This window comes from Streptomyces sp. NPDC006235, from assembly GCF_040613735.1.
GTDB lineage: Bacteria > Actinomycetota > Actinomycetes > Streptomycetales > Streptomycetaceae > Streptomyces.
Genome location: NZ_JBEXSR010000010.1, coordinates 1 through 20,492, shown reverse-complemented (window position 1 = coordinate 20,492; position 20,492 = coordinate 1). Strand labels below are relative to the sequence as shown.

Below are 20,492 nucleotides of genomic sequence, written 5' to 3'. Positions count from 1 at the left end.
CAGTCTACGAGGCGTCCCGCGCGGCGTGCCCCCGGCTCTCAGTGCAGCGCGGCGGCCATTCTCCGTACCGCCTCCCCGATCACCTCGGGCGAGGTCGCCAGGTTGAAGCGGACGTGTCCGGCGCCGCCCGTGCCGAAGGGGAGGCCGGAGTTGAGGGCCACCCGGCCGCGGTGCAGGAAGGTGTCCGCCGGGTCGTCGCCGAGGCCGAGGGCACGGCAGTCGAGCCAGGCCAGGTAGGTGGCGTCGCCGGGGCGGTAGCGGATCTCGGGCAGCTGCTCGGCCAGCAGGTCCGCGAGCAGCCGCCGGTTGGCGTCGAGGCCGGACAGCAGGGCGTCCAGCCAGGTGACGCCGTCGCGCAGGGCGGCGGTGTGGGCGATGACGCCGATGTGGCTCGGGCCGTGCCCGACCTCCTCGGGCATCCGGGCCAGGTCGGCGCCGGCCCCGGGCCCGGCGATGGCGAGGGCGGCCTTGAGCCCGGCCAGGTTCCACCCCTTCGAGGCGGACATCAGCGACAGTCCGCGCTCGGCACCGGGCACGCTGAGGTACGGCACGAAGTCGGTGCGGCCGACCACGAGCGGCGCGTGGATCTCGTCGGCGACGACGCGGACGCCGTACCGCTCGGCGAGTGCGGCGACGGCGGACAGCTCCTCGGCGGTGTGCACCGTGCCGGTCGGGTTGTGGGGGCTGCACAGCAGGTAGGCGGCCCGTGCTCCACCCGCGACCACCTGGCGGAAGGTCTCCTCCAGGACGCCGAGGTCGATGCGCCCGTCCGCGCCGAGCGGGGCCTGGACCACGCGCCGGTCCATGTGCTCGACGAACTGGTAGAACGGCGGGTACACCGGCGGGTTCACGACCACCGCGTCCCCGTCCCCGGTGACCAGCTTGAGCATCTCGACGACGCCCAGCATGACGTCCGGCACGACCGCGGTGCGCTCCACGGCGAGCCCGTCCCAGTTCCACCGCTTCTCGGCGAAGGCGGCCAGTGCCTCCGCGTACGCCGTGCCGGCGGGGTAGCCGGTGTCGCCGAGGCGGAGCGCGTCGGTGACGGCGTGTACGACGGGTTCGGCCAGCGGTACGTCCATCTCGGCCACCCAGACCGGCAGTACGTCCTCCGGAAAGGTGCGCCACTTCATGCTCGTACGGCGGCGGAGATGGTCGAGAGTGAGAGCCTGCAGGGGATTCGGTTCACCGGACGTCTCGTGCGGGATCCTGGTCATGGGCACACGATAGGGGGCTGTGCAGTGAGCGGGAATCGTGAGGACGGGGAGCGGGGAGGGGCCGAAGGCCCCTTCCTGGAGATCGCCTGCGACGAGTCGGGGTCGGACGGCGAGAACCTCACCGGCGGGAACACGGACGTGTTCGCGCACGCCAGCACGTCGCTGTCCATGGCGACGGCAGCGGCGGCCGTGCGGGAGATCCGGGACCGGATCCGCTCGCCGGCCGAGGAGTACAAGGCGAACCACCTGCTGCGGGAGAAACACCGCGCGGTGCTGGAGTGGCTGCTCGCGCCCGACGGGCCGATCCACGAGCGGGCGCGGGTGCATCTGATGGAGAAGTCCTTCTTCGTGGTGGACCGGGCCGTCGGTCTGCTGCTGGGCGACCCGAGCGCGGCCGTCGCCCTGTTCCGGGAGGGCCGCCGGGCTTTCGGGGAGGACGGCTGGCGGGCGTTCCTGGAGGCGGCCAACCAGCTGCTGCGGGTCCGTAACAACGCCGAGCCGGGCGCTCCCGTGGAGGTCTTCTACGGCGCGGTCGACGCCCTGCGGCGGGCCCGACCGGGCTCGGACGCGACAGCGATCCTGGAGCGGCTGGCCGCGACCCGGGCCCGCGCGGTGTCCTATCGGGCGGCGTTCCTGGACGGGCCGCCCCTGATCCCGGTGCTCAACCCGCTGCTTCCGGCGATCGTCCGGACGGCCGCGCTGTGGAGCGGCGACGGGCGGCCGGTCCGTCTGGTGCACGACCGGCAGAACATGCTGACGCCGGACCGCATCGCCTGGATCGAGGAGACGGCCCGGCAGGCGGGGGTCGGCCTGGCCGGGCTGCGGCTGGTCGTCGCGCGCGAGGACACGCGTGTGCAGGTGGCGGACTTCCTCGCCGGGATCGCCCGCAAGATCGCCTCCGACGAGCTCAACGGTCGCGGGGACCCCGCCCTCACCGCCCTGCTGCGGCCCTACGTCGACCCGGCCTCGGTCTGGGGCGACGTGCGCAGCCGGGCCCTGCTCGCCGCCCCGGCGGACCCGGGTCCGATCGTTCCCGCCGCCGGCCGGCGGTGAAGAGATCACGCGTGCGCTGAACACGGCACGGCTGCGCCCCGTATGGGAAGAGGGCACTCGACTCAAGGAATGCCCCGCGGTGTTCACATCGTGATGTTCGGGTTCGGGAGCCATGCATGAGGCACGCACGACGACGGGTCGTCCGGCGAGTGACACGGCTGGCGGCCGTCGGCGGACTCCTCCTCGGAGGAACGATGGTCACACGCGCCGTGGCGAGCGAGCCCCCCGACCCGTCGATCGGCGTCCCGTACTCCGCGCGGCCGGCCACGAGCATGGGCACCGATCTCGTGTCCCGGCTCGGCACCTCCCGCACGGCGGGCAGCTGGGTCGACTCCGCGGGCCGGCCGGTCGTCGCGGTCACGGACGAGAAGGCGGCCGACGAGGTCGAGCGCGCCGGTGCGCGGGCGAAGATGGTGCGCCACAGCATGAGCGACCTCAAGTCGGCCGCGAAGACGCTGCGTTCGGCGCCCCGGGTGCCCGGTACCGCCTGGGCCCTGGACTACAAGAGCAACGAGGTGGTGGTCCGGGGCGACAGCACCGTCTCCGCCTCCGACTGGTCGCGGCTGACCGATGTCGCGGAGGGCATCGGCGGCTTCGTGCGCATGGAGCGCACCGAGGGCACGTTCACGACGCGGATCAACGGCGCGCAGCCGATCCTGTCGACGGCCGGGCGCTGTTCGGCGGGCTTCAACGTGACCGACGGGACGACCGACTACATCCTCACGGCCGGGCACTGCGGGCCCGACGGTTCCATCTGGTTCGCCGACGACCGGGGCCGGGAGCAGGTCGGCTCGTCACTCAAGGGGAGCTTCCCCGGTGACGACTACTCCCTGGTGAAGTACGACAGCGGCCGCGCGGGCGAGGGTGCGGACGTCGTGGCGGTCGGTGACGGCAAGGGTGTGCGGATCACGGGCGTGGCCGATGCCGAGGTCGGGCAGAAGATCTTCCGCAGCGGCAGCACGAGCGGGCTGCGCGAGGGGGAGGTGACCGCGCTGAACGCGACGGTCAACTACCCCGAGGGCACGGTCACCGGCCTCATCGAGACGAACGTGTGCGCCGAACCCGGCGACAGCGGCGGCCCGATGTTCGCCGACGGCGTCGCGCTCGGTGTGACGTCGGGCGGCAGCGGGGACTGCACGGCGGGCGGTACGACGTTCTTCCAGCCGGTGACGAAGGCGCTGACCGAGCTGGGCGTCAAGCTGATCGTGGCCAAGCAGGCCGGTGCCGGCACCGGCGCCTCCCCCGCGCCGTCGGCCTCGCAGGGCGCCGCCTCGCCCGGCTCGTCGGCGCCGGTGTCGGGCGAGGACGTGTCGGGCCTGCTGACCCGTCTCACCGACCCGCGCAACGTCGGCCCCGGCCTGCTCGTCATCGCGGGCAGCCTCGTCGCCCTGGTGGCGACCCGGTGGATCCGCGCGGAGCAGGACCGCAAGGCGTATCGGCAGTACTACTCGGCTACTTGGGGCTGATGCGCGTGCGTGCGGCCGGACGCCGGCGACGGTCCTGCTCACCCCAGCGTGAGCAGGACCGTCGCCGCCCCCGCTCCCAGCAGCCCCAGCGCCTGGCGCCGGCTGATCCGTTCGTGCAGGAGGGCGAGGCCGAGGATGACGGGCAGGGCGGGGTAGAGGGACGCGAGGACGACGGCGACGGCGAGCAACTGGCGCTGCGCGGCGAGCAGATACAGCACGAGGCCGAGGGCCGCGCCGGCCCCGATGAGGAGGGCTTGGACGCAGCGACCCGGCGGCAGCTTCAGCCGGCGGGCGTGGCGGGCGGCGTCCGGAAGAAGCACGAGGACCGCGGCGACACGGCCCGCGGCGACGGGCCACAGCCCGCTCGCGGAGGCCGCCTGGCCGAGGGCGAGGTACTGCACGGCCACGCCCGCGCTGGCGAGCAGTCCGTCCGCCGTCCCCTTGCCCGCGCCGCCCCCGCCTCCGCCTCCGCCTCCGGAGACGAACCACAGCGCGGGCACCGTGACGGCGATGCCCAGCCAGGCCAGGACCCCGGGGCGGTCGCCGAGGACGAGCACCCCGCACAGCACGGACAGCGCGACACCGGTGACGGCGCTCACGGGCACCACGACGCTCATCGCGCCGCGGCTCAGGCCCCGGTTGAGGAACCGCATGGCGACGCCGCTGCCGACGCCGGACAGCGCGCCCCACAGCAGGTCGGCGGTGTGGACGGCGTCGGCGGGGATGAGGAGCGCGGCGGCGCAGGCGAGCAGCAGTCCGCCGAGCTGGCCGAAGAAGGTGACGGCGGCGTGATGGACGTGCCGGGACAGCAGGCCGCCGGCGAAGTCGACGATGCCGTAGACGACGGCCGAGGAAAGTGCGAGAAGGGCACCCATTGGATCAGGGGTGCCCTAAGACGAGGGTCCGATGCGTCAGCGGCCTGACGCTCAGGCCGCGGGCGCGGACTGCGGGGCCGCGGCGGCCCACTCCAGGACGAGCCGCTGGTATTCCTCGCGCTGCTCGACACTCAGTGTCCCGCCCGACCGGCGCCACAGGGCCCGGATCTCCTCGTTGACCTCGTCAGCCGTGCGCTGGGAAGAGGATTCAACAGTGGTGGACATGCTGTGAAGCATACGTCGCCGCAGGTGAAGACGATGTGAGTAATCGTGAGGTAAACGGTCATTCCGGACAGTGTTACTGATCACGTCCATCTCCCAGTAAACGTGAGCCTGTTCACACTTCGGCCGATCCCAGCACCAGCACCTTGATGGCCAGCACGGCCGCGCCGCGCGCCCAGTCGTGAAAATCGGACACCTTCGTCTCCAGTTCGACCGGGGCGGCCAGGGGATGCCGGTTGTCGCGGACGGTGTCCTCGACCGTCTTGCCGGCCACGTCCATCAGCCCGACCCCCTCCCCCGCGAGCAGGATCTTCTGCGGCATCACGAAGTTGGAGATCTGCGCGACGAGCGTGCCCAGCGCCCTGGCCGCCTCGTCGACGACCCGGGCGGGCATCGGGTCCCCGGCGGCGGCCGCCGCGAGGATCTCCTCGTAGGTCCGGTCGCGGCCGGTGGCGGCCACAACCTGGTAGCGGATGTTGGGGATGGTCAGCAGCGAGACGGCACTGCCGCGCCGGCCGTCCGGGGTGAGCGGGCCGTTGGGGTCGACGATCCAGTGCCGGCCGAAGCCTCGGTCCTCCTCGGCGTAGGCCACGCGCTTGCCGCCCAGGACGAGGCCGTAGCCGATCCCGGCGCCGATGGTGAGGACGACGAAGCGGTCCAGGCCGCGTCCGGCACCGAACCAGGTCTCGGACTCGACCAGGGCGGCGACGTCGTTCTCCACGACCACGGGCAGCCCGGTGCGCTCCTCGACGAGCTCGGCCAGGGGCACGTCCCGCCACAGCAGGAAGGGCGACTCCCCGACGACAGCGCGGTCCTGGACGAAACCGCCGACACCGATACCGATCCCGGCGAGCCGGGGGTGGTCGCGGATCAGCTCGGCGGTCATCTCCCCGAGCACGTCGGCGACTTCGGCGGGGTCGTGGGTGGTGAGCGGGCGGTCGTGGCGGGCGACGATGTCGCTTCTGAGCGTGGTGACGACGCCGTAGACCATGTCCTCGGTGATCTTGAAGCCGAGGAAGGACCAGGAGTCGGCGACGACGTCCAGCGGCGTCGAGGGGCGGCCCTGGCGCGCCTCCGCCGGCACGCCCGCCTCGGCCACCTCCACCAGCAGGCCGGACTCGATCAGCGGCTTGGTCAGCCGGGTGAGGCTGCCGGCCGACAGTCCCAGCCTGCGGGCGAGCTCGGTGCGCGACAGCGGGCCGTGCACGAGCACCTCGATGGCCACCGAGCGCTCCCCTGGGCTCAGCGGCGGCCAGCTGGCGATGCCTGCGGTCATGTCCGTGCGACTCCCCTCGCCCTTTTCTTTCGCACTGAAACCAACATGACCACTCTAAGTCGATGATGGTCCCTGCGAAAAGATGTTTGCACCCCTCTTGACGCAGCAATTGTTTCGCACCAAAAGTAAGTCCCGCCAGAGGACGAGCCGCCGCAGCGAGGGAGTCTCCCGATGACCATCGCCTCCAGCAGCCCTCCGTCGCGTCTGCCCGTGGGCGGCGCGGCGGAGGCCCACAGCAAGCCCAGGACCCGACGGACCGACGTGGGCGAGAACCGGGGTGACGGACGGCTGGCCGCGCTCTTCATCGCGCCGGCGCTGCTCGGCTTCGTCGTCTTCCTGCTCTGGCCGACGCTCCGGGGCATCTATCTCAGCTTCACCCGCTTCAACCTGCTGACACCGGCGGAGTGGGTGGGCCTGGACAACTACGTCCGCATGGTCAACGACCCCATCTTCTGGGACTCGTTGACGGTCACCGTCGAGTACGTCGTCATCAACATCGGCGTGCAGACGGTCGCCGCGCTCGCCATCGCCGTCCTCCTCCAGCGGCTGACCCAGTCGGCGATGCTGCGCGGCATCGTGCTCACGCCGTACCTGATGTCGAACGTCGTCGCCGGTCTGGTCTGGCTCTGGATCCTCGACACCCAGCTCGGCATCGGCAACGAGATCATCAGCGCCCTCGGCGCCGACCGCATCCCGTTCCTCGCCGACGAGACCTGGGCGATCCCGACGATCGCGCTCATCAACGTGTGGCGGCACGTCGGCTACACCGCGCTGCTGCTGTTCGCCGGCCTCCAGGCGATCCCGAACGACATGTACGAGGCGGCCAGGGTCGACGGCGCGAGCGAGTGGCGGATGTTCTGGCGGATCACCATGCCGCTGCTGCGGCCGGTGCTCGCCGTCGTGCTGATCATGACGGTGATCGGGTCGTTCCAGGTGTTCGACACCGTGGCCGTGACCACCGCGGGCGGTCCGGCGAACGCGACCAACGTGCTCCAGTACTACATCTACGGCTCGGCCTTCGGGCGCTTCCAGTTCGGCTACGCCTCGGCCATGTCCGTCGCCCTGCTGGTCGTGCTGAGCGCGATCACCGTCCTCCAGTACCGGCTCACCCGAGCCGGCCGGACCGACCTCGGCTGACGGAAAGGAGACACCGGTATGGCTGCCGTGACGACAACGACGTCGACGACCCTGCGACCGGTCCGGCGCAGGTTCCCCTTCGGGCGGGCCGCCGCCTGGACCGTGATGGGGCTGATCGTCCTCATCACCCTGCTGCCGTTCTACTGGATCCTGCGCACCGCGCTGTCCACGAACGCGGGGCTCAACGCCGATCCGACCAACCCCCTGCCCGTGGACCTCACCACGAGCGGCTTCGAACGCGCCCTGGGCATGCAGTCGGCCGAGGAGGCCGTCAAACAGGGCGGTGCCGGCGGCGGGCTCGACTTCTGGCGCTATCTGCTCAACTCGGTGCTGGTCTCCACCCTGATCACCGGATGTCAGCTCTTCTTCTCCGCGATGGCCGCGTACGCCTTCTCACGGCTGCGCTGGCGCGGGAGGGACAAGGTGTTCGGCCTGTTCCTGGCCGGGATGATGGTGCCCACCATCTTCACCCTGCTGCCGAACTTCGTGCTCATCAAGCAACTGCACCTGGTGGACACCCTCCTCGGCATCGCGCTGCCCACCATGTTCATGGCGCCGTTCGCGGTGTTCTTCCTGCGGCAGTTCTTCATGAACATCCCGCAGGAGGTCGAGGAAGCCGCGCTGCTCGACGGCGCCGGGAAGATCAAGATCTTCTTCCGGGTGGTGCTGCCGATGGCGTCCACGCCGATCGTCACGCTGGGCGTGCTGACGTACATCACCTCCTGGAACGACTACTTCTGGCCGCTGATGGTCTCCTACAGCGACAGCTCGCGGGTGCTGACCGTGGCACTGGCGATCTTCCGGGCGCAGACCCCGGCGACCGGCGTCGACTGGTCGGGGCTCATGGCGGCGACGCTGATCGCCGCGCTGCCGATGCTGGTGCTGTTCGCCTGCTTCGCGCGCCGCATCGTCAGCTCCATCGGCTTCACCGGGATCAAGTAAGGGGACTGTGATGCGAATTCGTCTGCGTACGCTCGTCGCGGCGACCGGAGCGCTGGCGCTGTCCCTGGTCAGCGGATGCGCACAGGGCGGTGCCGCCGGGTCCTCCGCGCACACCGTCACGTACTGGCTGTGGGACGCCAACCAGCTGCCCGCCTACCAGGCCTGCGCCAAGGGGTTCGAGAAGGAGAACCCCGGACTGAACGTCAAGATCACCCAGTTGGGCTGGAGTGACTACTGGACCAAGCTCACCGCCGGGTTCATCGCCGGCACCCAGCCGGACGTGTTCACCGACCACATCCAGAACTTCGGCCAGTACGCCGACCTGAAGGTCCTGGAACCGCTCGACGACCTCGGCATCGAGAACTCCGACTACCAGCCGGGCCTCGCCGCCAACTGGATCGGGAAGGACGGCCACCGCTACGGCGCCCCGAAGGACTGGGACACCGTCGCGCTGTTCTACAACTCGAAGATGACGAAGGAAGCGGGTCTCACCGCCGAGCAGCTGAACAACCTCGCGTGGAACCCGGAGGACGGCGGCACCTTCGAGAAGGCCATCGCCCACCTCACGATCGACAGGAACGGCAAGCGGGGCGACGAGCCGGGCTTCGACAAGAACAACGTCAAGGTCTACGGCATGGCCAGCAACGGCGGCGGATTCGGCGACGGCCAGACGCAGTGGAGCAACTTCGCGGCCTCCGCCGGATGGAGCTATCTGGACAAGCCGCGCTGGGGCACGAGGTACCAGTACGACAGCAAGACCTTCCAGTCGGTCATCAAGTGGTACTTCGGCCTGGCGAAGAAGGGCTACATGCCGCCGCTGTCCGACTACAACGTCCAGTCCAACCAGGCGAACACGCAGGTCGCGGCGGGCAAGGCCGCCACCGCGTTCGACGGGGCCTGGATGATCTCCTCGTACGCGGGCTTCAAGGGCCGGGACATCAAGACGGCCCTGACGCCGGTCGGCCCGACCGGCAAGCGCGCCACCATGATGAACGGCCTCGCCGACTCCGTCACCAAGGCGTCCAAGAACAAGGCGGGCGCCAAGAAGTGGGTGGCGTATCTGGCGTCGGACAAGTGCCAGAAGATCGTCGGCGGTTACGGCGTCGTCTTCCCCGCGACGAAGGCCGGGACCGAGGCCGCCGTCGCCGCGTACCGGAAGAAGGGCATCGACGTCTCGTCGTTCACGAAGCCCGTGGCCGACAAGAAGAACTTCCGGACCTTCTCCTACCCGATCGCCAGTTACTCGGCGGACATGACGGCGCTGATGTCGCCTGCGATGGAGGACATCTACGGCAACGGCAAGCCGGTCAGCAGCCTCGACCAGACCAACGAGCAGATCAACCTCATCCTCTCGCAGTGATCACCACCGACCAGTGAAGGGCACGCCTTACATGACGTTCTCCATCGGCATCGTCGGCGCCGGACAGTTCTCGGGCCAGTTCGCCACGCTGTTCCAGGCCCACCCCGGCGTCAGCGCCGTCTACGTCACCGACCTGCTGCCCGAGCGGGCCGAGCAACTCGCCTCCGCCCAGGGGCTGACGGGCACCTTCCCGTCGTACCAGGCCATGCTGGAATCGGAGGACGTCGACGCCGTCGCGATCTTCACCCAGCGCTGGACGCACGGGCCGCTGGTGCTCCAGGGCCTCAACGCCGGCAAGCACGTGTACTCCGCGGTCCCCATGGCGATCAGCACGGAGGAGATCGCCGCGATCATCGACACGGTCAAGGCCACCGGGCTGACGTACATGATGGGCGAGACCAGCGAGTACAACCCGGCGACGGTCCACGCCCGCAACCAGATCGCCGAGGGCGCCTTCGGGCGGCTGTTCTACGCCGAGGGCGACTACGTCCACGACATGGACCTCGGGTTCTACGAGGCCTACCAGTACAGCGGCGGCGAGAACTGGAAGGCCACCGCCAGCTATCCCCCGCTGCTGTACCCGACCCACGCGGTCGGCGGGGTGCTGGGCGCCTGGCGGACGCACGCGGTCAGCGTGTCGGCGATCGGTGTCGTCGACGACCGGGGCGACGGCGTCTTCGACAAGGAGGTCAGCCAGTTCGACAACGACTTCTCCAACGCCACCGCGCTGTTCGAGGTCGCGGGCGGGGGCTCGTTCCGTACGAACGAGTTCCGGCGGGTCGGCTATCCGTCGCACATACGGGAGTCGCGTTTCCGCTTCTTCGGCACCGAGGCGAGCATGGAGCAGCTCGCCACGGTCGCCCTCTGGCAGGACAAGCAGGGGGTGAAGGACATCAGCGAACTGCTGGAGCCCAAGCCCACCATGGCGCCCGACGACCCGTCGCTCCAGCACATCGCGCCCGAGCTGCGGGCCGCGTTCACCTCCGGATCGGCTCCCGTGCACGACCGTGCGCGGCTGCCCAGGGAGTTCGACAACCTCCACAACGGCCACGAGGGCAGCCACCACTTCCTGGTGGACGACTTCGTGACCGCCGTCAACACGCGCACCCTGCCGTCGGTGAACGCGTGGGTGGCCGCCCGCTACACCCTGCCGGGCATCATCGCGCACGAGTCCGCACGGCAGGGCGGGGTACGGCTGGAGATCCCGGACTTCGGGGACGCGCCGCAGTAAGGGGCAGGTCCGAGCCGGGTGCCAGGATCAGGTGCCCGGCTTGCGGCCGTACACGAAGACGTCGTCGTTCTTCTTCAGCAGCGACCAGTACTTCTTCGCGTCGGTCTTGGTCATGTTGACGCAGCCGTGCGAGCCCGGCGGGTTCCACATGCTGACGCCGACCGAGTGGAAGGCCTGGCCGCCGTCGAAGAACTGAGCGTAGGGCATCGGCACGTCGTAGATGGACGAGACGTGGTCGATGTTGCGCCAGTAGATCTTCTTCAGGCCGGTGCGTGTCTCGTAGCCGTTGCGGCCGGTGCGGACCGGGACGGGGCCGTAGACGAGCTTCTTGCCGTCCTGGATCCAGCTCAGCTGGAGGCTCAGGTTCACGCAGGCGATCCGGCCCTTGTTCACCGGGCACTTGCCGTCCTTGTTGGGGTTCGTCCCGACGGCCTTCTGCTTCTGCATCAGGTCCATCACCCCCCAAGTGACGGGCCCGGCGTAGCCCGCGTTCGGGGAGATGCCGTGCTTGGTCTGGAAGGCCTGGATCGCCTTGCAGTCGGCGGCGGACTGCTTGCCGTCGACCGGGCGGCCGAGGAACTTCTCCACCTGCTTCTGGTACGGGCCGGTCTTCGCGGTGCAGCTCGCGGCCGCGGCCGGCGTGGCGCCGAGCGCGAGCGTGAGCGGTGCCACCAGTGCGGTGATCCCGAGTACGACGGCACCCCGTCTGCGTACGTCCCCCATGGTTGGTCCTGCCCTTTCGCGGAAGTGGTCGCATGGTCTGCTGATCCCTGCCTGCTAGACGGGCACACGGGGGGTTCGGTTGTGCGGGCTGACAGCCTGCGACGAAACGGTGACATACTTCACGACGCGGTCGGCAGGAGCGGGTCAGTCCCGCAGCGCGTCGCGGAAGCCCGTGTTCACCGCGGTGAGACCGCCGTCGACGACCAGCGTGGTGCCGGTGATCCACGCGGCGTCGGGCGAGGCGAGGAAGGCGACGGTCGCGGCGATGTCCTCCGGTTCGCCGACCCGGCCCAGCGGGTAGAGCGGCCGTACCGCTTCGAGGTCCTCGTCGCGGCCCGCCCAGGCCGTGGTGCGCACGGTGCCCGGTGCCACGAGGTTGACGCGGACACCGCGCGCCGCGGCGTGCCCGGCGAGGGTGCGGGTCAAGGACACGAGGCCGGCCTTGGCGGCACTGTAGGCGTGGTTGCCGAAGTCCTGGAGGGCGTTGACCGAGCCGATGGAGACGACGGCGCCGCGGCCGGAGGCCGCCAGGTGCGGCAGGGCGGCACGGCAGCAGCGGTACGCGCCGGTCAGGGTGACGTCGAGGTCACGCGCCCACGACTCGTCCGGTTCGTCCTCGAAGCGGGGTGCGTCGGGTGAGCACTGGGCGGCGCTGTTGACCAGCACGTCGAGCGAACCGAACGTGTCGGCGGCGTGGGCGACGGCCGCCTCGACCGCGCCCCGGTCGGCCACGTCGCACCCGCGCCCCTCGACGGCCAGGCCCTCGGACCGCAGCGCCGCCGCGGTCCGAGCGGCCTGGTCCGGGTCGCGGTCGGCGATCAGGACCCGCGCTCCCTCCCGGGCGAACCGGCGGGCGGTGGCGGCGCCGATGCCGCGTGCCCCTCCGGTGATGAGAACCCCGTATCCCTCGAAGCGCCTGGTGCCCGTCATGCGCCGACCGTACTGCCCCGGCGGTCCCTCAGCGGTAGCCGGTCGTGTCGGCCGGCTTGCCCGTGTCCTGCACCTCGACCAGGTAGCGCCAGGCGTCCGGGCGGCTGCCGTCGAGGTCGGTGAAGCCGTACTCCTGGGCCAGGCCGCCGCTGGAGAGGGAGCGGCCGTTCCAGCGCGCCACGTCGGGGTCGGCGGCGAGCGCGACCACGGCCCGGCCGACGTAGCGCGGGGTCTCCGAGATGGCGAAGTGGGGGACGCGCTCCAGGGCGTCGCGCCAGTTGTCCTCCCGTACCCCATAACCGTCGAGCATCATCTCCGAGCGCAGCCAGCCGGGGGTGAGGGCGACGGCGGTGGCGCCGCGCGGGCCGAGTTCGTGACCGAGGGCGAAGGCCATGCGCAGGACGGACGTCTTCGCGAGGTCGTAGAAGAAGTTCACGCGGTAGTTGTCGCTGTTGTAGTCGGCGGTGCCGTCGGTGACCTCGACGACCAGGCCGCCGGGATTGCGCAGCAGCAGGGGCAGGGCGTGGTGGCTGGTGATGGCGTGCGTCTCGACGGCGAGTCTGAGCAGGCGCAGGCCGTTGTCGAGGTCGTGCTCCCAGAGCGGGCTCTCCCACTCGAAGAGCTTCTCGCCGCCCCAGATGTCGTTGACCAGGACGTCGAGGCGGCCCTGCTCGTCGGCGATCCGGTCGACGAGGGCGCGGACCTGCGCCGGGTCGAGGTGGTCGGTGGGTACGGCGACGCCCTGCCCGCCGGCCTCGGTGACCAGGTCGGCGGTGTCCTCGATGGTCTCGGGCCGGTCGTACTCCGAGCGGCGGGTGCGCGTGCTGCGTCCGGTGACGTAGACGGTGGCACCGGCCGCGCCGAGTTCCACCGCCATGCCTCGTCCGGCGCCCCGGGTCGCACCGGCGACCAGTGCGACCTTGCCCTTCAGTGGAGCTGGCATGTCCGACCTCCCGTGACCGTGGCTGCTTGTCGCCTCCAGGGTGACGGGTAAGCCGGACATCTTCTGTCGCCTTTTGCGGACGACACGCGATCAGTGGCCGCGGGTGATCCACTCCTGGAGATGCGGGGCCTCCGCGCCGATGGTCGTGGAGTCTCCGTGGCCGGTGAGGACCTTCGTCCCGGGCGGCAGCGTGAGGAGGCGGTCGCGGATCGAGTCGATGATCGTCGGGAAGTGCGAGAAGGACCGGCCGGTGGCGCCGGGGCCGCCCTGGAAGAGGGTGTCCCCGGTGAAGACGGTGGCGAGCCCGGGGTCGTACAGGCACACCGCGCCCGGCGCGTGCCCCGGGGTGTGCAGGACGCGCAGGTCGGCGCCGCCGGCCTCGATCACCTGGCCGTCGACCAGCCAGGCGTCGGGCTCGCGGTCCGGGTGGGTCTGCTTCCACAGCGGCAGGTCGTCGTGGTGCAGCCAGATGGTGGCCCCGGTGCGCTCGGCGAGGGCGGGGGCGACGTCGATGTGGTCGTTGTGGGCGTGGGTGCACACGATGGCCGTGAGCCGGCGGTCTCCGACGGCCTCGGCGATGGCGTCGGCGTCGTGCGCGGCGTCGATGACGATCGCCTCGTGGTCGTCGCCGACGATCCACACGTTGTTGTCGACGTCCCAGGTGCCGCCGTCGAGGCTGAACTGCCCGGAGGTGACGAGGTGTTCGACGCGTGGGGCCATCACAGCACCACCACCGAGCGCAGCACGTCACCGTGGTGCATCCGCTCGAACGCCTTCTCCACCTCGTCGAGTTGGATGGTCTCGGTGACGAACGCCCCGAGGTCCAGGCGCCCTTGCAGGTGCAGGTCGATCAGCATGGGGAAGTCGCGGGAGGGCAGGCAGTCGCCGTACCACGACGATTTCAGCGCCCCGCCCCGTCCGAACACGTCCAGCAGCGGCAGTTCGAGTTTCATCTCGGGGGTGGGCACGCCGACCAGGACGACCGTGCCGGCGAGGTCGCGGGCGTAGAAGGCCTGCTTGTACGTCTCCGGGCGGCCGACGGCCTCGATGACGACGTCGGCGCCGAAGCCGCCGGTGAGTTCGCGGATCGCCTCGACCGGGTCGGTCTCGCGGGAGTTGACGGTGTGGGTGGCGCCCATGCTCCGGGCGGTCTCCAGCTTGCGGTCGTCGATGTCGACGGCGATGATCTTCGCCGCTCCGGCGAGGTGCGAGCCGGCGATGGCGGCGTCGCCGACGCCTCCGCAGCCGATGACGGCGACCGTGTCGCCACGCCCGACGTTTCCGGTGTTGATCGCGGCGCCGATGCCGGCCATGACGCCGCAGCCGAGCAGCCCTGCCACCTGCGGGGCGACCGCCGGGTCGACCTTGGTGCACTGCCCGGCCGCGACCAGCGTCTTCTCGGCGAAGGCGCCGATGCCGAGGGCCGGTGACAACTCGGTGCCGTCGGTGAGGGTCATCTTCTGCCGGGCGTTGTGGGTGTCGAAGCAGTACCAGGGCCGCCCGCGCAGACAGGCCCGGCACTTCCCGCACACGGCCCGCCAGTTGAGGATCACGAAGTCACCGGGTTCGACGTCGGTGACGCCGTCGCCGACCGCCTCGACCACGCCCGCGGCCTCGTGGCCGAGCAGGAAGGGGAAGTCGTCGCTGATGCCGCCCTGCTTGTAGTGCAGATCGGTGTGGCACACCCCGCAGGCCTGGACGCGCACGACCGCCTCCCCCGGGCCGGGATCGGGCACGACGATGGTCTCGATCCGTACCGGCTCGTCCTTGCCCGGTGCGATCACACCGCGTACTTCCTGCGCCATGCTGACTCCTTCGTCGGCTCGTAGGCCGGATGCCTTCCCTTCCGACCCTACGCGCGACTGATCGGTAAGGGATGCGGATCGGCCACCCGCAGGCGCCGTATCACCAGCTCACGCGCTCCCCGAAAACGCGGGGCACCGCACCCGACGGGCCCCGTAACCTGACAGCTCCGCCCGACGCCGAAGGAGCGACGTGTGAGCATCGCAGAGACCCGGACCGGTACGCCCGCCTGGCGGCTGCTCCTCGGATACGTCCGGCCGCACCGCCGGTCCCTGCTCGCCGGTGCCGTACTCTCCCTGGTCACCGGGGCGACCGGGCTGATGCTGCCGCTGGTGGCGCGGGGCCTGATCGACGACCTGGCGCACGACCGTGCGATCACCGGCGCGCTGCTGGCGATGTCGGGCCTGGTCGTGACCAACGCGGCGGTGGGCGCGCTGGGTTCGTACGTGCTGCGGCGCACCGCCGAGTCGGTCGTGCTCGGCGCGCGGCGCGCCCTGTCGTCGTATCTGCTGCGGCTGCGGATCCCGGCCGTGGACCGCACCGAGCCCGGCGACCTGATGGCCCGGATCACCTCCGACACGACCCTGCTGCGCACGGTCACCACCGAGTCGCTGGTCGGTCTGGGCACCGGTGGCCTCACCCTGGTGGCGACGATCGTGATGATGGGGCTGGTGGATCCGGTGCTGCTCGGGGTCACGGTGGCCGTGATCGCGTGCGCGGGGGCAGTGATCGGGACGATCGCGCCGCGCATCAACAAGGCGAGCAAGCAGGCCCAGCAGGCCGTGGGCGTCATGGGCGCCGCGCTGGAGCGGGTGCTGGGGGCGCTGCGCACGGTGAAGGCCTCCGGCGCCGAGCACCGCGAGGAACAGGCGCTGCACGAGGCGGCCGAGGAGTCCTGGCGGCAGAGCGTGCGCGCCGCCAAGTGGTCGGCCGTGGCGGGCAACACGGCGGGGCTGGCCATTCAGATCGCGTTCCTGACGGTGCTCGCGGTGGGCGGGGCGCGGGTGGCGACGGGCGCCGTGGACGTGGCCACGCTGGTGGCGTTCCTGTTGTACGTCTTCTTCCTGATCTCCCCGCTCCAGGAGGTCATCGGCGCCGTCGCGCAGTACCAGACGGGGTCCGCGGCCCTGGCCCGGATCCAGGAGGCGCTGAGCCTGCCCGCCGAGCCCCCGGTGCGCTCCGCGCCGCTGCCGTCCGCTGGTGAGCCGCCCGCGTCCGTCAGCTTCCGCGACGTCCGCTTCCGCTACGCCGACGATCTGCCGCGCGTGCACCACGGGGTGACGTTCGAGGTGCCGGCCCGGGGGATGACGGCGTTCGTCGGCCCGTCCGGCGCGGGCAAGACGACCGTGTTCTCCCTCATCGAGCGGTTCTACGACCCCGAGTCCGGCGAGATCGCGCTGGACGGGCGGAACGTGGCGGAGTGGGAACTGCCGCGCCTGCGCGCCGCGATCGGCTACGTGGAGCAGGACGCTCCGGTCCTGTCGGGCTCCCTGCGGGACAATCTCACGCTGGGCAATCCGGAGGCGGACGACGACGCCCTCGCGCGGGTGTTGAAGACGACCCGTCTCGACGGTCTGGTCTCCCGGCTGCCGGCCGGCCTCGACACGCTCGTCGGGCACCGTGGCACCAAGCTGTCGGGCGGTGAGCGTCAGCGGGTCGCCATCGCCCGGGCCCTGCTGCGCCGCCCCCGTCTGCTGCTGCTCGACGAGGCGACCTCGCAGCTGGACGCGGTGAACGAGGCGGCGCTGCGCGACACCGTCGCGGACGTGGCCCGGACGACGACGGTCCTGGTGGTGGCGCACCGGCTGTCCACGGTGACGATGGCCGACCGGATCGTGGTGATGGATGCCGGGCGGGTCCGGGCGGTCGGCACGCACCGCGAACTCGTGACCGCCGACCCGCTCTACGCGGAGCTGGCGGCGACCCAGTTCCTGGCCACGGCGGACTGAGCCGGCGGGCATGCGTGAGGGCCGCCCGAGCCGGGCGGCCCTCGTCGCACGCGCTGCCGTCAGGGGCGGACGTTCGGAACGAAGCCGAAGACCGGGGAGACCAGGCCGACGACCTGGTTCAGCTGGTTGAGGTCGTTGAGGCGGTTGAGCCCGGCCAGCTGCGAGGAGGGCCGCGGGATCTCGTCCTTGTGCTCGGCGGGTATGTCGCTCACGGTCAGCGAGTCCAGCGTGGCCACCGGGCTGAGCGGGCTCCGGGATTCCGCGTCGGCCGCGTTCGCCATCGGCGAGGCGAGGCCGGTGACACCCGCGGCGAGACCAACGGCGGCGACAAAACGTCGTGTTGAGATCATGCCGATCGCAAAGCGAGCGGGTCCCCGGCGGACACGGGCGGGCGGGCCCGCTCACCCGTCAGGCCCAGCGTCCCGGCTCTGCCTGCCTGCGTTTGCCGACCTCGCCGGACGGGAGGAGGCTCGACAGGAGAGGCCCCTCGCGGCCCGGTCCCGACCGGGTCGCGGCCCTTCGAAGGAGGTCATCATGGGAACCGCGGCAGACCCCGCCTTCGACAGAGAGACACTGCGCCGGGGCGTGGAGGGACAGAGCCCGGATCTTCTGCTCTCGCTCTACGCGGACGACGCGGAGTTCCGCATCGTCGACCACACGACCCAGCCCAGCCACCCCAAGGTCCTGCACGGCCGGGACGAGATCAGCCGGATGCTGGAGGACGTCTACAGCCGCGACATGTCGCACAAGCTGGAGCGGTGCGTCATCCAGGGCGACGAGGCGGCGTACAGCGAGAGCTGCGAGTACGCGGACGGCGTGCGCGTCCTGTCCGAGTCCATGCTCTCGCTGCGCGACGGCAAGATCACCGAACAGACCCTGGTCCAGGCCTGGGACGAGTAGGCCGGGGTGTGATCAGCGCATCCACGCGCTGTACGACATCACGTCGCCCTTCTTGACGCCGTACTCGGGCTCGGCGGTGCTGAAGGTGCTCTCCAGGCCGAGGACGGCGCCGGTGACCGGGTCCATGATCAGCATGCGGCGGGCGCCGGGGCCGTCGTACACGTATGCCTGTCCGCGTCGCCCGAGACGGTCGGTCACCTGGCCGACGGGCCGCAGCCCCTCCGTGCCCGCCAGGAGGCGGGCGAGCGTCGCGGTCTCCCGGGCGCCCAGGGTCCAGGTGTCGAGCAGCACCTCGACGGCGTCCAGCAGTTGGGGCGTGGTCAGCGGAGCGTCCGTGTACTGGACCTCCGTCAGGTAGGCGCGCAGGCGGTCGGGGTCGCGCGGCGGCGGGGACTGGGGCGGGGCGTCGCTCCAGCTCGGCGGATAGGTCTGGTCGCTCAGGACGTGCCCGTCCTCGACGAGGTGCGGCTCGCCGCCCGCGCCGGAGAGGACCGGGCGGCCCGGGTGCCTCGGGTCGGTCGCCACGACCAGTTCCGTGTGGCTTCCGTCGGCCCGCCAGCGCACGATCCGCTCCTCGGGGACGGTGATCGGGGGCTTGCCGTCCGACATGCCCATGCTCCAGGTCTGCACGTGCGTGCCCTTGCGCAGGCGGGGCGAGCCGTCGGCGGCGGCCTGTTCGGCACGCTCGGCCAGCCGGTCCAGGGGCAGGGGCGTGGAGCCGGTCTGCACCACCAGCGGACGGGGTGCGGCGACCGCCGGTGTGGTGTTCGGGCCGCTCAGTACGAGGGTCAGCGCGAGGGCGGCGACCACCGCCGTCGCGACGAGCCCCCAGGCCAGCCGGGGACGCCCGGCGCCCGGCAGCAGCCGGTCCCGCAGACGGCCGGAGGGCCGCTCCCGCAGCAGCCGCTCCAGCCGCCGCTCGGCACCGTGGTCCAGGGGACCGTCGCCGAAGTGGGGACCGTCGGACGGCACCGGGTTGGCACCACGCAGCAGTTCGAGTTCGTCAGCCATGGCCGTGTTCCTTAGGTGCGGTCATGTGGGCGGCGGTCAGAAAGCGCGGGGCACGGGAACGGCCGCCACCGGTCGGGGGCGTGGCCAGGCCGCGTGCGGCGCGCCAGGCCGTGGCCCAGGACTGGGCGCGCCCGGCCGTGGGCCAAGACTGGGCGCGTCCGGTGCGGTCGGCGACGGGCCAGGACACGGCGCATGCGGCACAGCCGACCGCGGCCCCGGTCGGAAGGCACGCGGCACAACCCGCCCCGGCCCCGGGCAGAGCACGCGCGTTCGCTGCCTCGGTGGGGCGCTGTGGTCGTGGGACGTCGCCCGGCGCGGGCGCCCGCGTGGAGAGGACGTCGGTCATCGCCGGTCCCCCTCGCGCAGTGCGTGTCCCGTGTCCGCCATGCCCGCTGTATCCGACAGCCGCATCCCGTCGATCTCGGCTCTGAGGCGGCGGCGGGCCCGGTGCAGCCGCATCGCGGCGGCCCGCTTGCCGCAGCCGAGGGCGACCGCGACCTCCTCGATGCCGAGTTCCTCCCACGCCGTCAGACGCAGCACCTCCTGGTCGGACGCGGAGAGCCGGGCGAGGGCCTCGTGCACCCAGGCGCCGGGGGTCTCGGTATCGGGGCCTTCCGCGATGTGCCGTCCGTGCGCGGTGTCGTCGTTGCCGAGCCGGTCGACGAGCCGGCGGCGGCGTCCGTGGCCGCGCACCGCGTTGGCCAGGCAGTTGCGTGCCACGCCGTACAGCCAGGGCAGCGGGGAGGAGGGCAGGTCGGCCCGGCGCCGCCAGGCGACCGTGAACACCTCCGCCACCACTTCCTCCACCTCGCCGGCCCGCCCGTCCAGTCGCCGCGCGACATAGCGGCTGACCGCCCAGTAGTGCTCGCGATAGGCAGCGGCGAAGATCTCGTCGTTGCTCATGTCCCGTTCGTGTCCGGCACCTTCCCGATCGTCACACCCGGTTCCGTGATTCTCGTCGCCTCAAGGAAGTGTGACGTCCGGGCGGGGCGCGGACACAGGCGGGGCATGAGGCACCTGAAGTGGCTGACGACCACGGATCACAAGACGATCGGCACGCTGTACCTGGTGACGTCGTTCGCGTTCTTCGTCATCGGTGGCGTGATGGCGCTGTTCATGCGCGCCGAGCTCGCCCGGCCCGGTCTGCAGATCATGTCGACCGAGCAGTTCAACCAGGCGTTCACGATGCACGGCACGATCATGCTGCTGATGTTCGCGACGCCGTTGTTCGCCGGCTTCGCGAACTGGATCATGCCGCTGCAGATCGGCGCGCCGGACGTGGCGTTCCCCCGGCTGAACATGTTCGCCTACTGGCTGTACCTGTTCGGCTCGCTCATCGCCGTCGGGGGCTTCCTGACCCCGCAGGGCGCGGCCGACTTCGGCTGGTTCGCCTACAGCCCGCTGTCGGACGCGGTCCGCTCCCCGGGCATCGGCGCCGACATGTGGATCATGGG

General features: G+C 71.2%; 21 protein-coding genes. 9 read left to right on the top strand and 12 right to left on the bottom strand.

Annotated features, from left to right (window positions below; translation table 11 throughout):
* Positions 1-38: 38 nt before the first annotated feature.
* On the bottom strand, positions 39-1,217 hold the full coding sequence (locus ABZ192_RS14700) for an aminotransferase class I/II-fold pyridoxal phosphate-dependent enzyme (RefSeq protein WP_356924872.1): 1,179 nt from the start codon (positions 1,215-1,217) through the stop codon (positions 39-41).
* Positions 1,218-1,241: 24 nt separating this feature from the next.
* On the opposite strand from ABZ192_RS14700, the gene ABZ192_RS14695 reads away from it, so the two are divergent.
* Together ABZ192_RS14695 and ABZ192_RS14690 are read left to right on the top strand one after the other, a co-directional pair.
* A complete protein-coding gene (locus ABZ192_RS14695; RefSeq protein ID WP_356924871.1) occupies positions 1,242-2,270 on the top strand; it encodes a hypothetical protein in 1,029 nt (342 codons plus the stop codon).
* A 116-nt stretch (positions 2,271-2,386) separates the two neighbouring features.
* Positions 2,387-3,736: a S1 family peptidase gene (locus ABZ192_RS14690; protein ID WP_356924870.1), complete on the top strand. Its 1,350-nt coding sequence runs from the start codon at positions 2,387-2,389 to the stop codon at positions 3,734-3,736.
* Between the two features lie 38 nt (positions 3,737-3,774).
* On the opposite strand, the gene ABZ192_RS14685 is transcribed toward ABZ192_RS14690, so the two are convergent.
* The 3 genes from ABZ192_RS14685 to ABZ192_RS14675 all read right to left on the bottom strand — a co-directional run bounded on the left by ABZ192_RS14685 (position 3,775) and on the right by ABZ192_RS14675 (position 6,109).
* Positions 3,775-4,611: an EamA family transporter gene (locus tag ABZ192_RS14685; protein WP_356924869.1), complete on the bottom strand. Its 837-nt coding sequence runs from the start codon at positions 4,609-4,611 to the stop codon at positions 3,775-3,777.
* A 51-nt stretch (positions 4,612-4,662) separates the two neighbouring features.
* A complete protein-coding gene (locus ABZ192_RS14680; RefSeq protein WP_037667954.1) occupies positions 4,663-4,848 on the bottom strand; it encodes a hypothetical protein in 186 nt (61 codons plus the stop codon).
* A 100-nt stretch (positions 4,849-4,948) separates the two neighbouring features.
* The gene (locus tag ABZ192_RS14675; RefSeq protein ID WP_356924868.1) at positions 4,949-6,109 is read right to left on the bottom strand and encodes an ROK family transcriptional regulator; all 1,161 of its coding nucleotides are present in this window, start codon (positions 6,107-6,109) and stop codon (positions 4,949-4,951) included.
* Positions 6,110-6,280: 171 nt separating this feature from the next.
* On the opposite strand from ABZ192_RS14675, the gene ABZ192_RS14670 reads away from it, so the two are divergent.
* The 4 genes from ABZ192_RS14670 to ABZ192_RS14655 are packed head-to-tail and all read left to right on the top strand — an operon-like array spanning position 6,281 to position 10,779.
* Entirely contained in the window at positions 6,281-7,246 is a 966-nt protein-coding gene (locus ABZ192_RS14670) for a sugar ABC transporter permease (protein WP_356924867.1), read from the top strand.
* An 18-nt stretch (positions 7,247-7,264) separates the two neighbouring features.
* Positions 7,265-8,188 (top strand): carbohydrate ABC transporter permease, encoded by a 924-nt coding sequence (locus ABZ192_RS14665; RefSeq protein ID WP_354742750.1) that lies wholly within the window; start codon positions 7,265-7,267, stop codon positions 8,186-8,188.
* A 10-nt stretch (positions 8,189-8,198) separates the two neighbouring features.
* Positions 8,199-9,548 carry a sugar ABC transporter substrate-binding protein gene (locus ABZ192_RS14660; protein ID WP_356924866.1) on the top strand — a complete coding sequence of 450 codons (1,350 nt, stop codon included), beginning with the start codon at positions 8,199-8,201 and terminating at the stop codon, positions 9,546-9,548.
* 31 nt (positions 9,549-9,579) lie between these two features.
* Positions 9,580-10,779, top strand: coding sequence for a Gfo/Idh/MocA family oxidoreductase (locus tag ABZ192_RS14655; RefSeq protein ID WP_356924865.1), 1,200 nt, complete (start codon positions 9,580-9,582; stop codon positions 10,777-10,779).
* 27 nt (positions 10,780-10,806) lie between these two features.
* Here ABZ192_RS14655 and ABZ192_RS14650 read toward each other — a convergent pair whose 3' ends face one another.
* The 5 genes from ABZ192_RS14650 to ABZ192_RS14630 all read right to left on the bottom strand — a co-directional run bounded on the left by ABZ192_RS14650 (position 10,807) and on the right by ABZ192_RS14630 (position 15,180).
* A complete protein-coding gene (locus ABZ192_RS14650; RefSeq protein ID WP_356924864.1) occupies positions 10,807-11,502 on the bottom strand; it encodes a L,D-transpeptidase in 696 nt (231 codons plus the stop codon).
* 144 nt (positions 11,503-11,646) lie between these two features.
* Positions 11,647-12,432: an SDR family NAD(P)-dependent oxidoreductase gene (locus ABZ192_RS14645; RefSeq protein WP_356924863.1), complete on the bottom strand. Its 786-nt coding sequence runs from the start codon at positions 12,430-12,432 to the stop codon at positions 11,647-11,649.
* Positions 12,433-12,460: 28 nt separating this feature from the next.
* On the bottom strand, positions 12,461-13,375 hold the full coding sequence (locus ABZ192_RS14640) for an SDR family oxidoreductase (protein WP_356924862.1): 915 nt from the start codon (positions 13,373-13,375) through the stop codon (positions 12,461-12,463).
* Between the two features lie 90 nt (positions 13,376-13,465).
* Positions 13,466-14,095 carry an MBL fold metallo-hydrolase gene (locus ABZ192_RS14635; protein ID WP_356924860.1) on the bottom strand — a complete coding sequence of 210 codons (630 nt, stop codon included), beginning with the start codon at positions 14,093-14,095 and terminating at the stop codon, positions 13,466-13,468.
* On the bottom strand, positions 14,095-15,180 hold the full coding sequence (locus ABZ192_RS14630) for an S-(hydroxymethyl)mycothiol dehydrogenase (RefSeq protein ID WP_356924859.1): 1,086 nt from the start codon (positions 15,178-15,180) through the stop codon (positions 14,095-14,097). The genes ABZ192_RS14635 and ABZ192_RS14630 overlap by 1 nt, the downstream gene beginning before the upstream one ends.
* Positions 15,181-15,372: 192 nt before the next feature.
* On the opposite strand from ABZ192_RS14630, the gene ABZ192_RS14625 reads away from it, so the two are divergent.
* Positions 15,373-17,127 carry an ABC transporter ATP-binding protein gene (locus tag ABZ192_RS14625; RefSeq protein WP_356924858.1) on the top strand — a complete coding sequence of 585 codons (1,755 nt, stop codon included), beginning with the start codon at positions 15,373-15,375 and terminating at the stop codon, positions 17,125-17,127.
* Between the two features lie 59 nt (positions 17,128-17,186).
* Here ABZ192_RS14625 and ABZ192_RS14620 read toward each other — a convergent pair whose 3' ends face one another.
* Positions 17,187-17,477, bottom strand: coding sequence for a hypothetical protein (locus ABZ192_RS14620; RefSeq protein ID WP_356924857.1), 291 nt, complete (start codon positions 17,475-17,477; stop codon positions 17,187-17,189).
* Between the two features lie 184 nt (positions 17,478-17,661).
* Between ABZ192_RS14620 and ABZ192_RS14615 the strand changes: the two genes are divergently transcribed.
* The gene (locus tag ABZ192_RS14615) at positions 17,662-18,027 is read left to right on the top strand and encodes a nuclear transport factor 2 family protein (RefSeq protein WP_356924856.1); all 366 of its coding nucleotides are present in this window, start codon (positions 17,662-17,664) and stop codon (positions 18,025-18,027) included.
* Positions 18,028-18,039: 12 nt separating this feature from the next.
* Here ABZ192_RS14615 and ABZ192_RS14610 read toward each other — a convergent pair whose 3' ends face one another.
* Positions 18,040-19,038, bottom strand: a complete 999-nt coding sequence (locus ABZ192_RS14610) for a CU044_5270 family protein (protein WP_356924855.1) — start codon at positions 19,036-19,038, stop codon at positions 18,040-18,042.
* Between the two features lie 342 nt (positions 19,039-19,380).
* A complete protein-coding gene (locus ABZ192_RS14605; protein WP_356924854.1) occupies positions 19,381-19,941 on the bottom strand; it encodes a sigma-70 family RNA polymerase sigma factor in 561 nt (186 codons plus the stop codon).
* A gap of 105 nt (positions 19,942-20,046) precedes the next feature.
* Between ABZ192_RS14605 and ABZ192_RS14600 the strand changes: the two genes are divergently transcribed.
* The coding region (locus tag ABZ192_RS14600; protein ID WP_356924853.1) for a cbb3-type cytochrome c oxidase subunit I at positions 20,047-20,492 on the top strand (446 nt) is incomplete at its 3' end.

Coding starts and splice junctions, on each gene's coding strand:
- ABZ192_RS14680 (WP_037667954.1), bottom strand. CDS start 4,848: ATGCTTCACAGCATGTCCACCACTGTTGAATCCTCTTCCCAGCGCACG.
- ABZ192_RS14615 (WP_356924856.1), top strand. CDS start 17,662: ATGGGAACCGCGGCAGACCCCGCCTTCGACAGAGAGACACTGCGCCGG.
- ABZ192_RS14605 (WP_356924854.1), bottom strand. CDS start 19,941: ATGAGCAACGACGAGATCTTCGCCGCTGCCTATCGCGAGCACTACTGG.
- ABZ192_RS14675 (WP_356924868.1), bottom strand. CDS start 6,109: ATGACCGCAGGCATCGCCAGCTGGCCGCCGCTGAGCCCAGGGGAGCGC.
- ABZ192_RS14670 (WP_356924867.1), top strand. CDS start 6,281: ATGACCATCGCCTCCAGCAGCCCTCCGTCGCGTCTGCCCGTGGGCGGC.
- ABZ192_RS14665 (WP_354742750.1), top strand. CDS start 7,265: ATGGCTGCCGTGACGACAACGACGTCGACGACCCTGCGACCGGTCCGG.
- ABZ192_RS14610 (WP_356924855.1), bottom strand. CDS start 19,038: ATGGCTGACGAACTCGAACTGCTGCGTGGTGCCAACCCGGTGCCGTCC.
- ABZ192_RS14620 (WP_356924857.1), bottom strand. CDS start 17,477: ATGATCTCAACACGACGTTTTGTCGCCGCCGTTGGTCTCGCCGCGGGT.
- ABZ192_RS14650 (WP_356924864.1), bottom strand. CDS start 11,502: ATGGGGGACGTACGCAGACGGGGTGCCGTCGTACTCGGGATCACCGCA.
- ABZ192_RS14660 (WP_356924866.1), top strand. CDS start 8,199: ATGCGAATTCGTCTGCGTACGCTCGTCGCGGCGACCGGAGCGCTGGCG.
- ABZ192_RS14630 (WP_356924859.1), bottom strand. CDS start 15,180: ATGGCGCAGGAAGTACGCGGTGTGATCGCACCGGGCAAGGACGAGCCG.
- ABZ192_RS14700 (WP_356924872.1), bottom strand. CDS start 1,217: ATGACCAGGATCCCGCACGAGACGTCCGGTGAACCGAATCCCCTGCAG.
- ABZ192_RS14685 (WP_356924869.1), bottom strand. CDS start 4,611: ATGGGTGCCCTTCTCGCACTTTCCTCGGCCGTCGTCTACGGCATCGTC.
- ABZ192_RS14635 (WP_356924860.1), bottom strand. CDS start 14,095: ATGGCCCCACGCGTCGAACACCTCGTCACCTCCGGGCAGTTCAGCCTC.
- ABZ192_RS14655 (WP_356924865.1), top strand. CDS start 9,580: ATGACGTTCTCCATCGGCATCGTCGGCGCCGGACAGTTCTCGGGCCAG.
- ABZ192_RS14645 (WP_356924863.1), bottom strand. CDS start 12,432: ATGACGGGCACCAGGCGCTTCGAGGGATACGGGGTTCTCATCACCGGA.
- ABZ192_RS14640 (WP_356924862.1), bottom strand. CDS start 13,375: ATGCCAGCTCCACTGAAGGGCAAGGTCGCACTGGTCGCCGGTGCGACC.
- ABZ192_RS14690 (WP_356924870.1), top strand. CDS start 2,387: ATGAGGCACGCACGACGACGGGTCGTCCGGCGAGTGACACGGCTGGCG.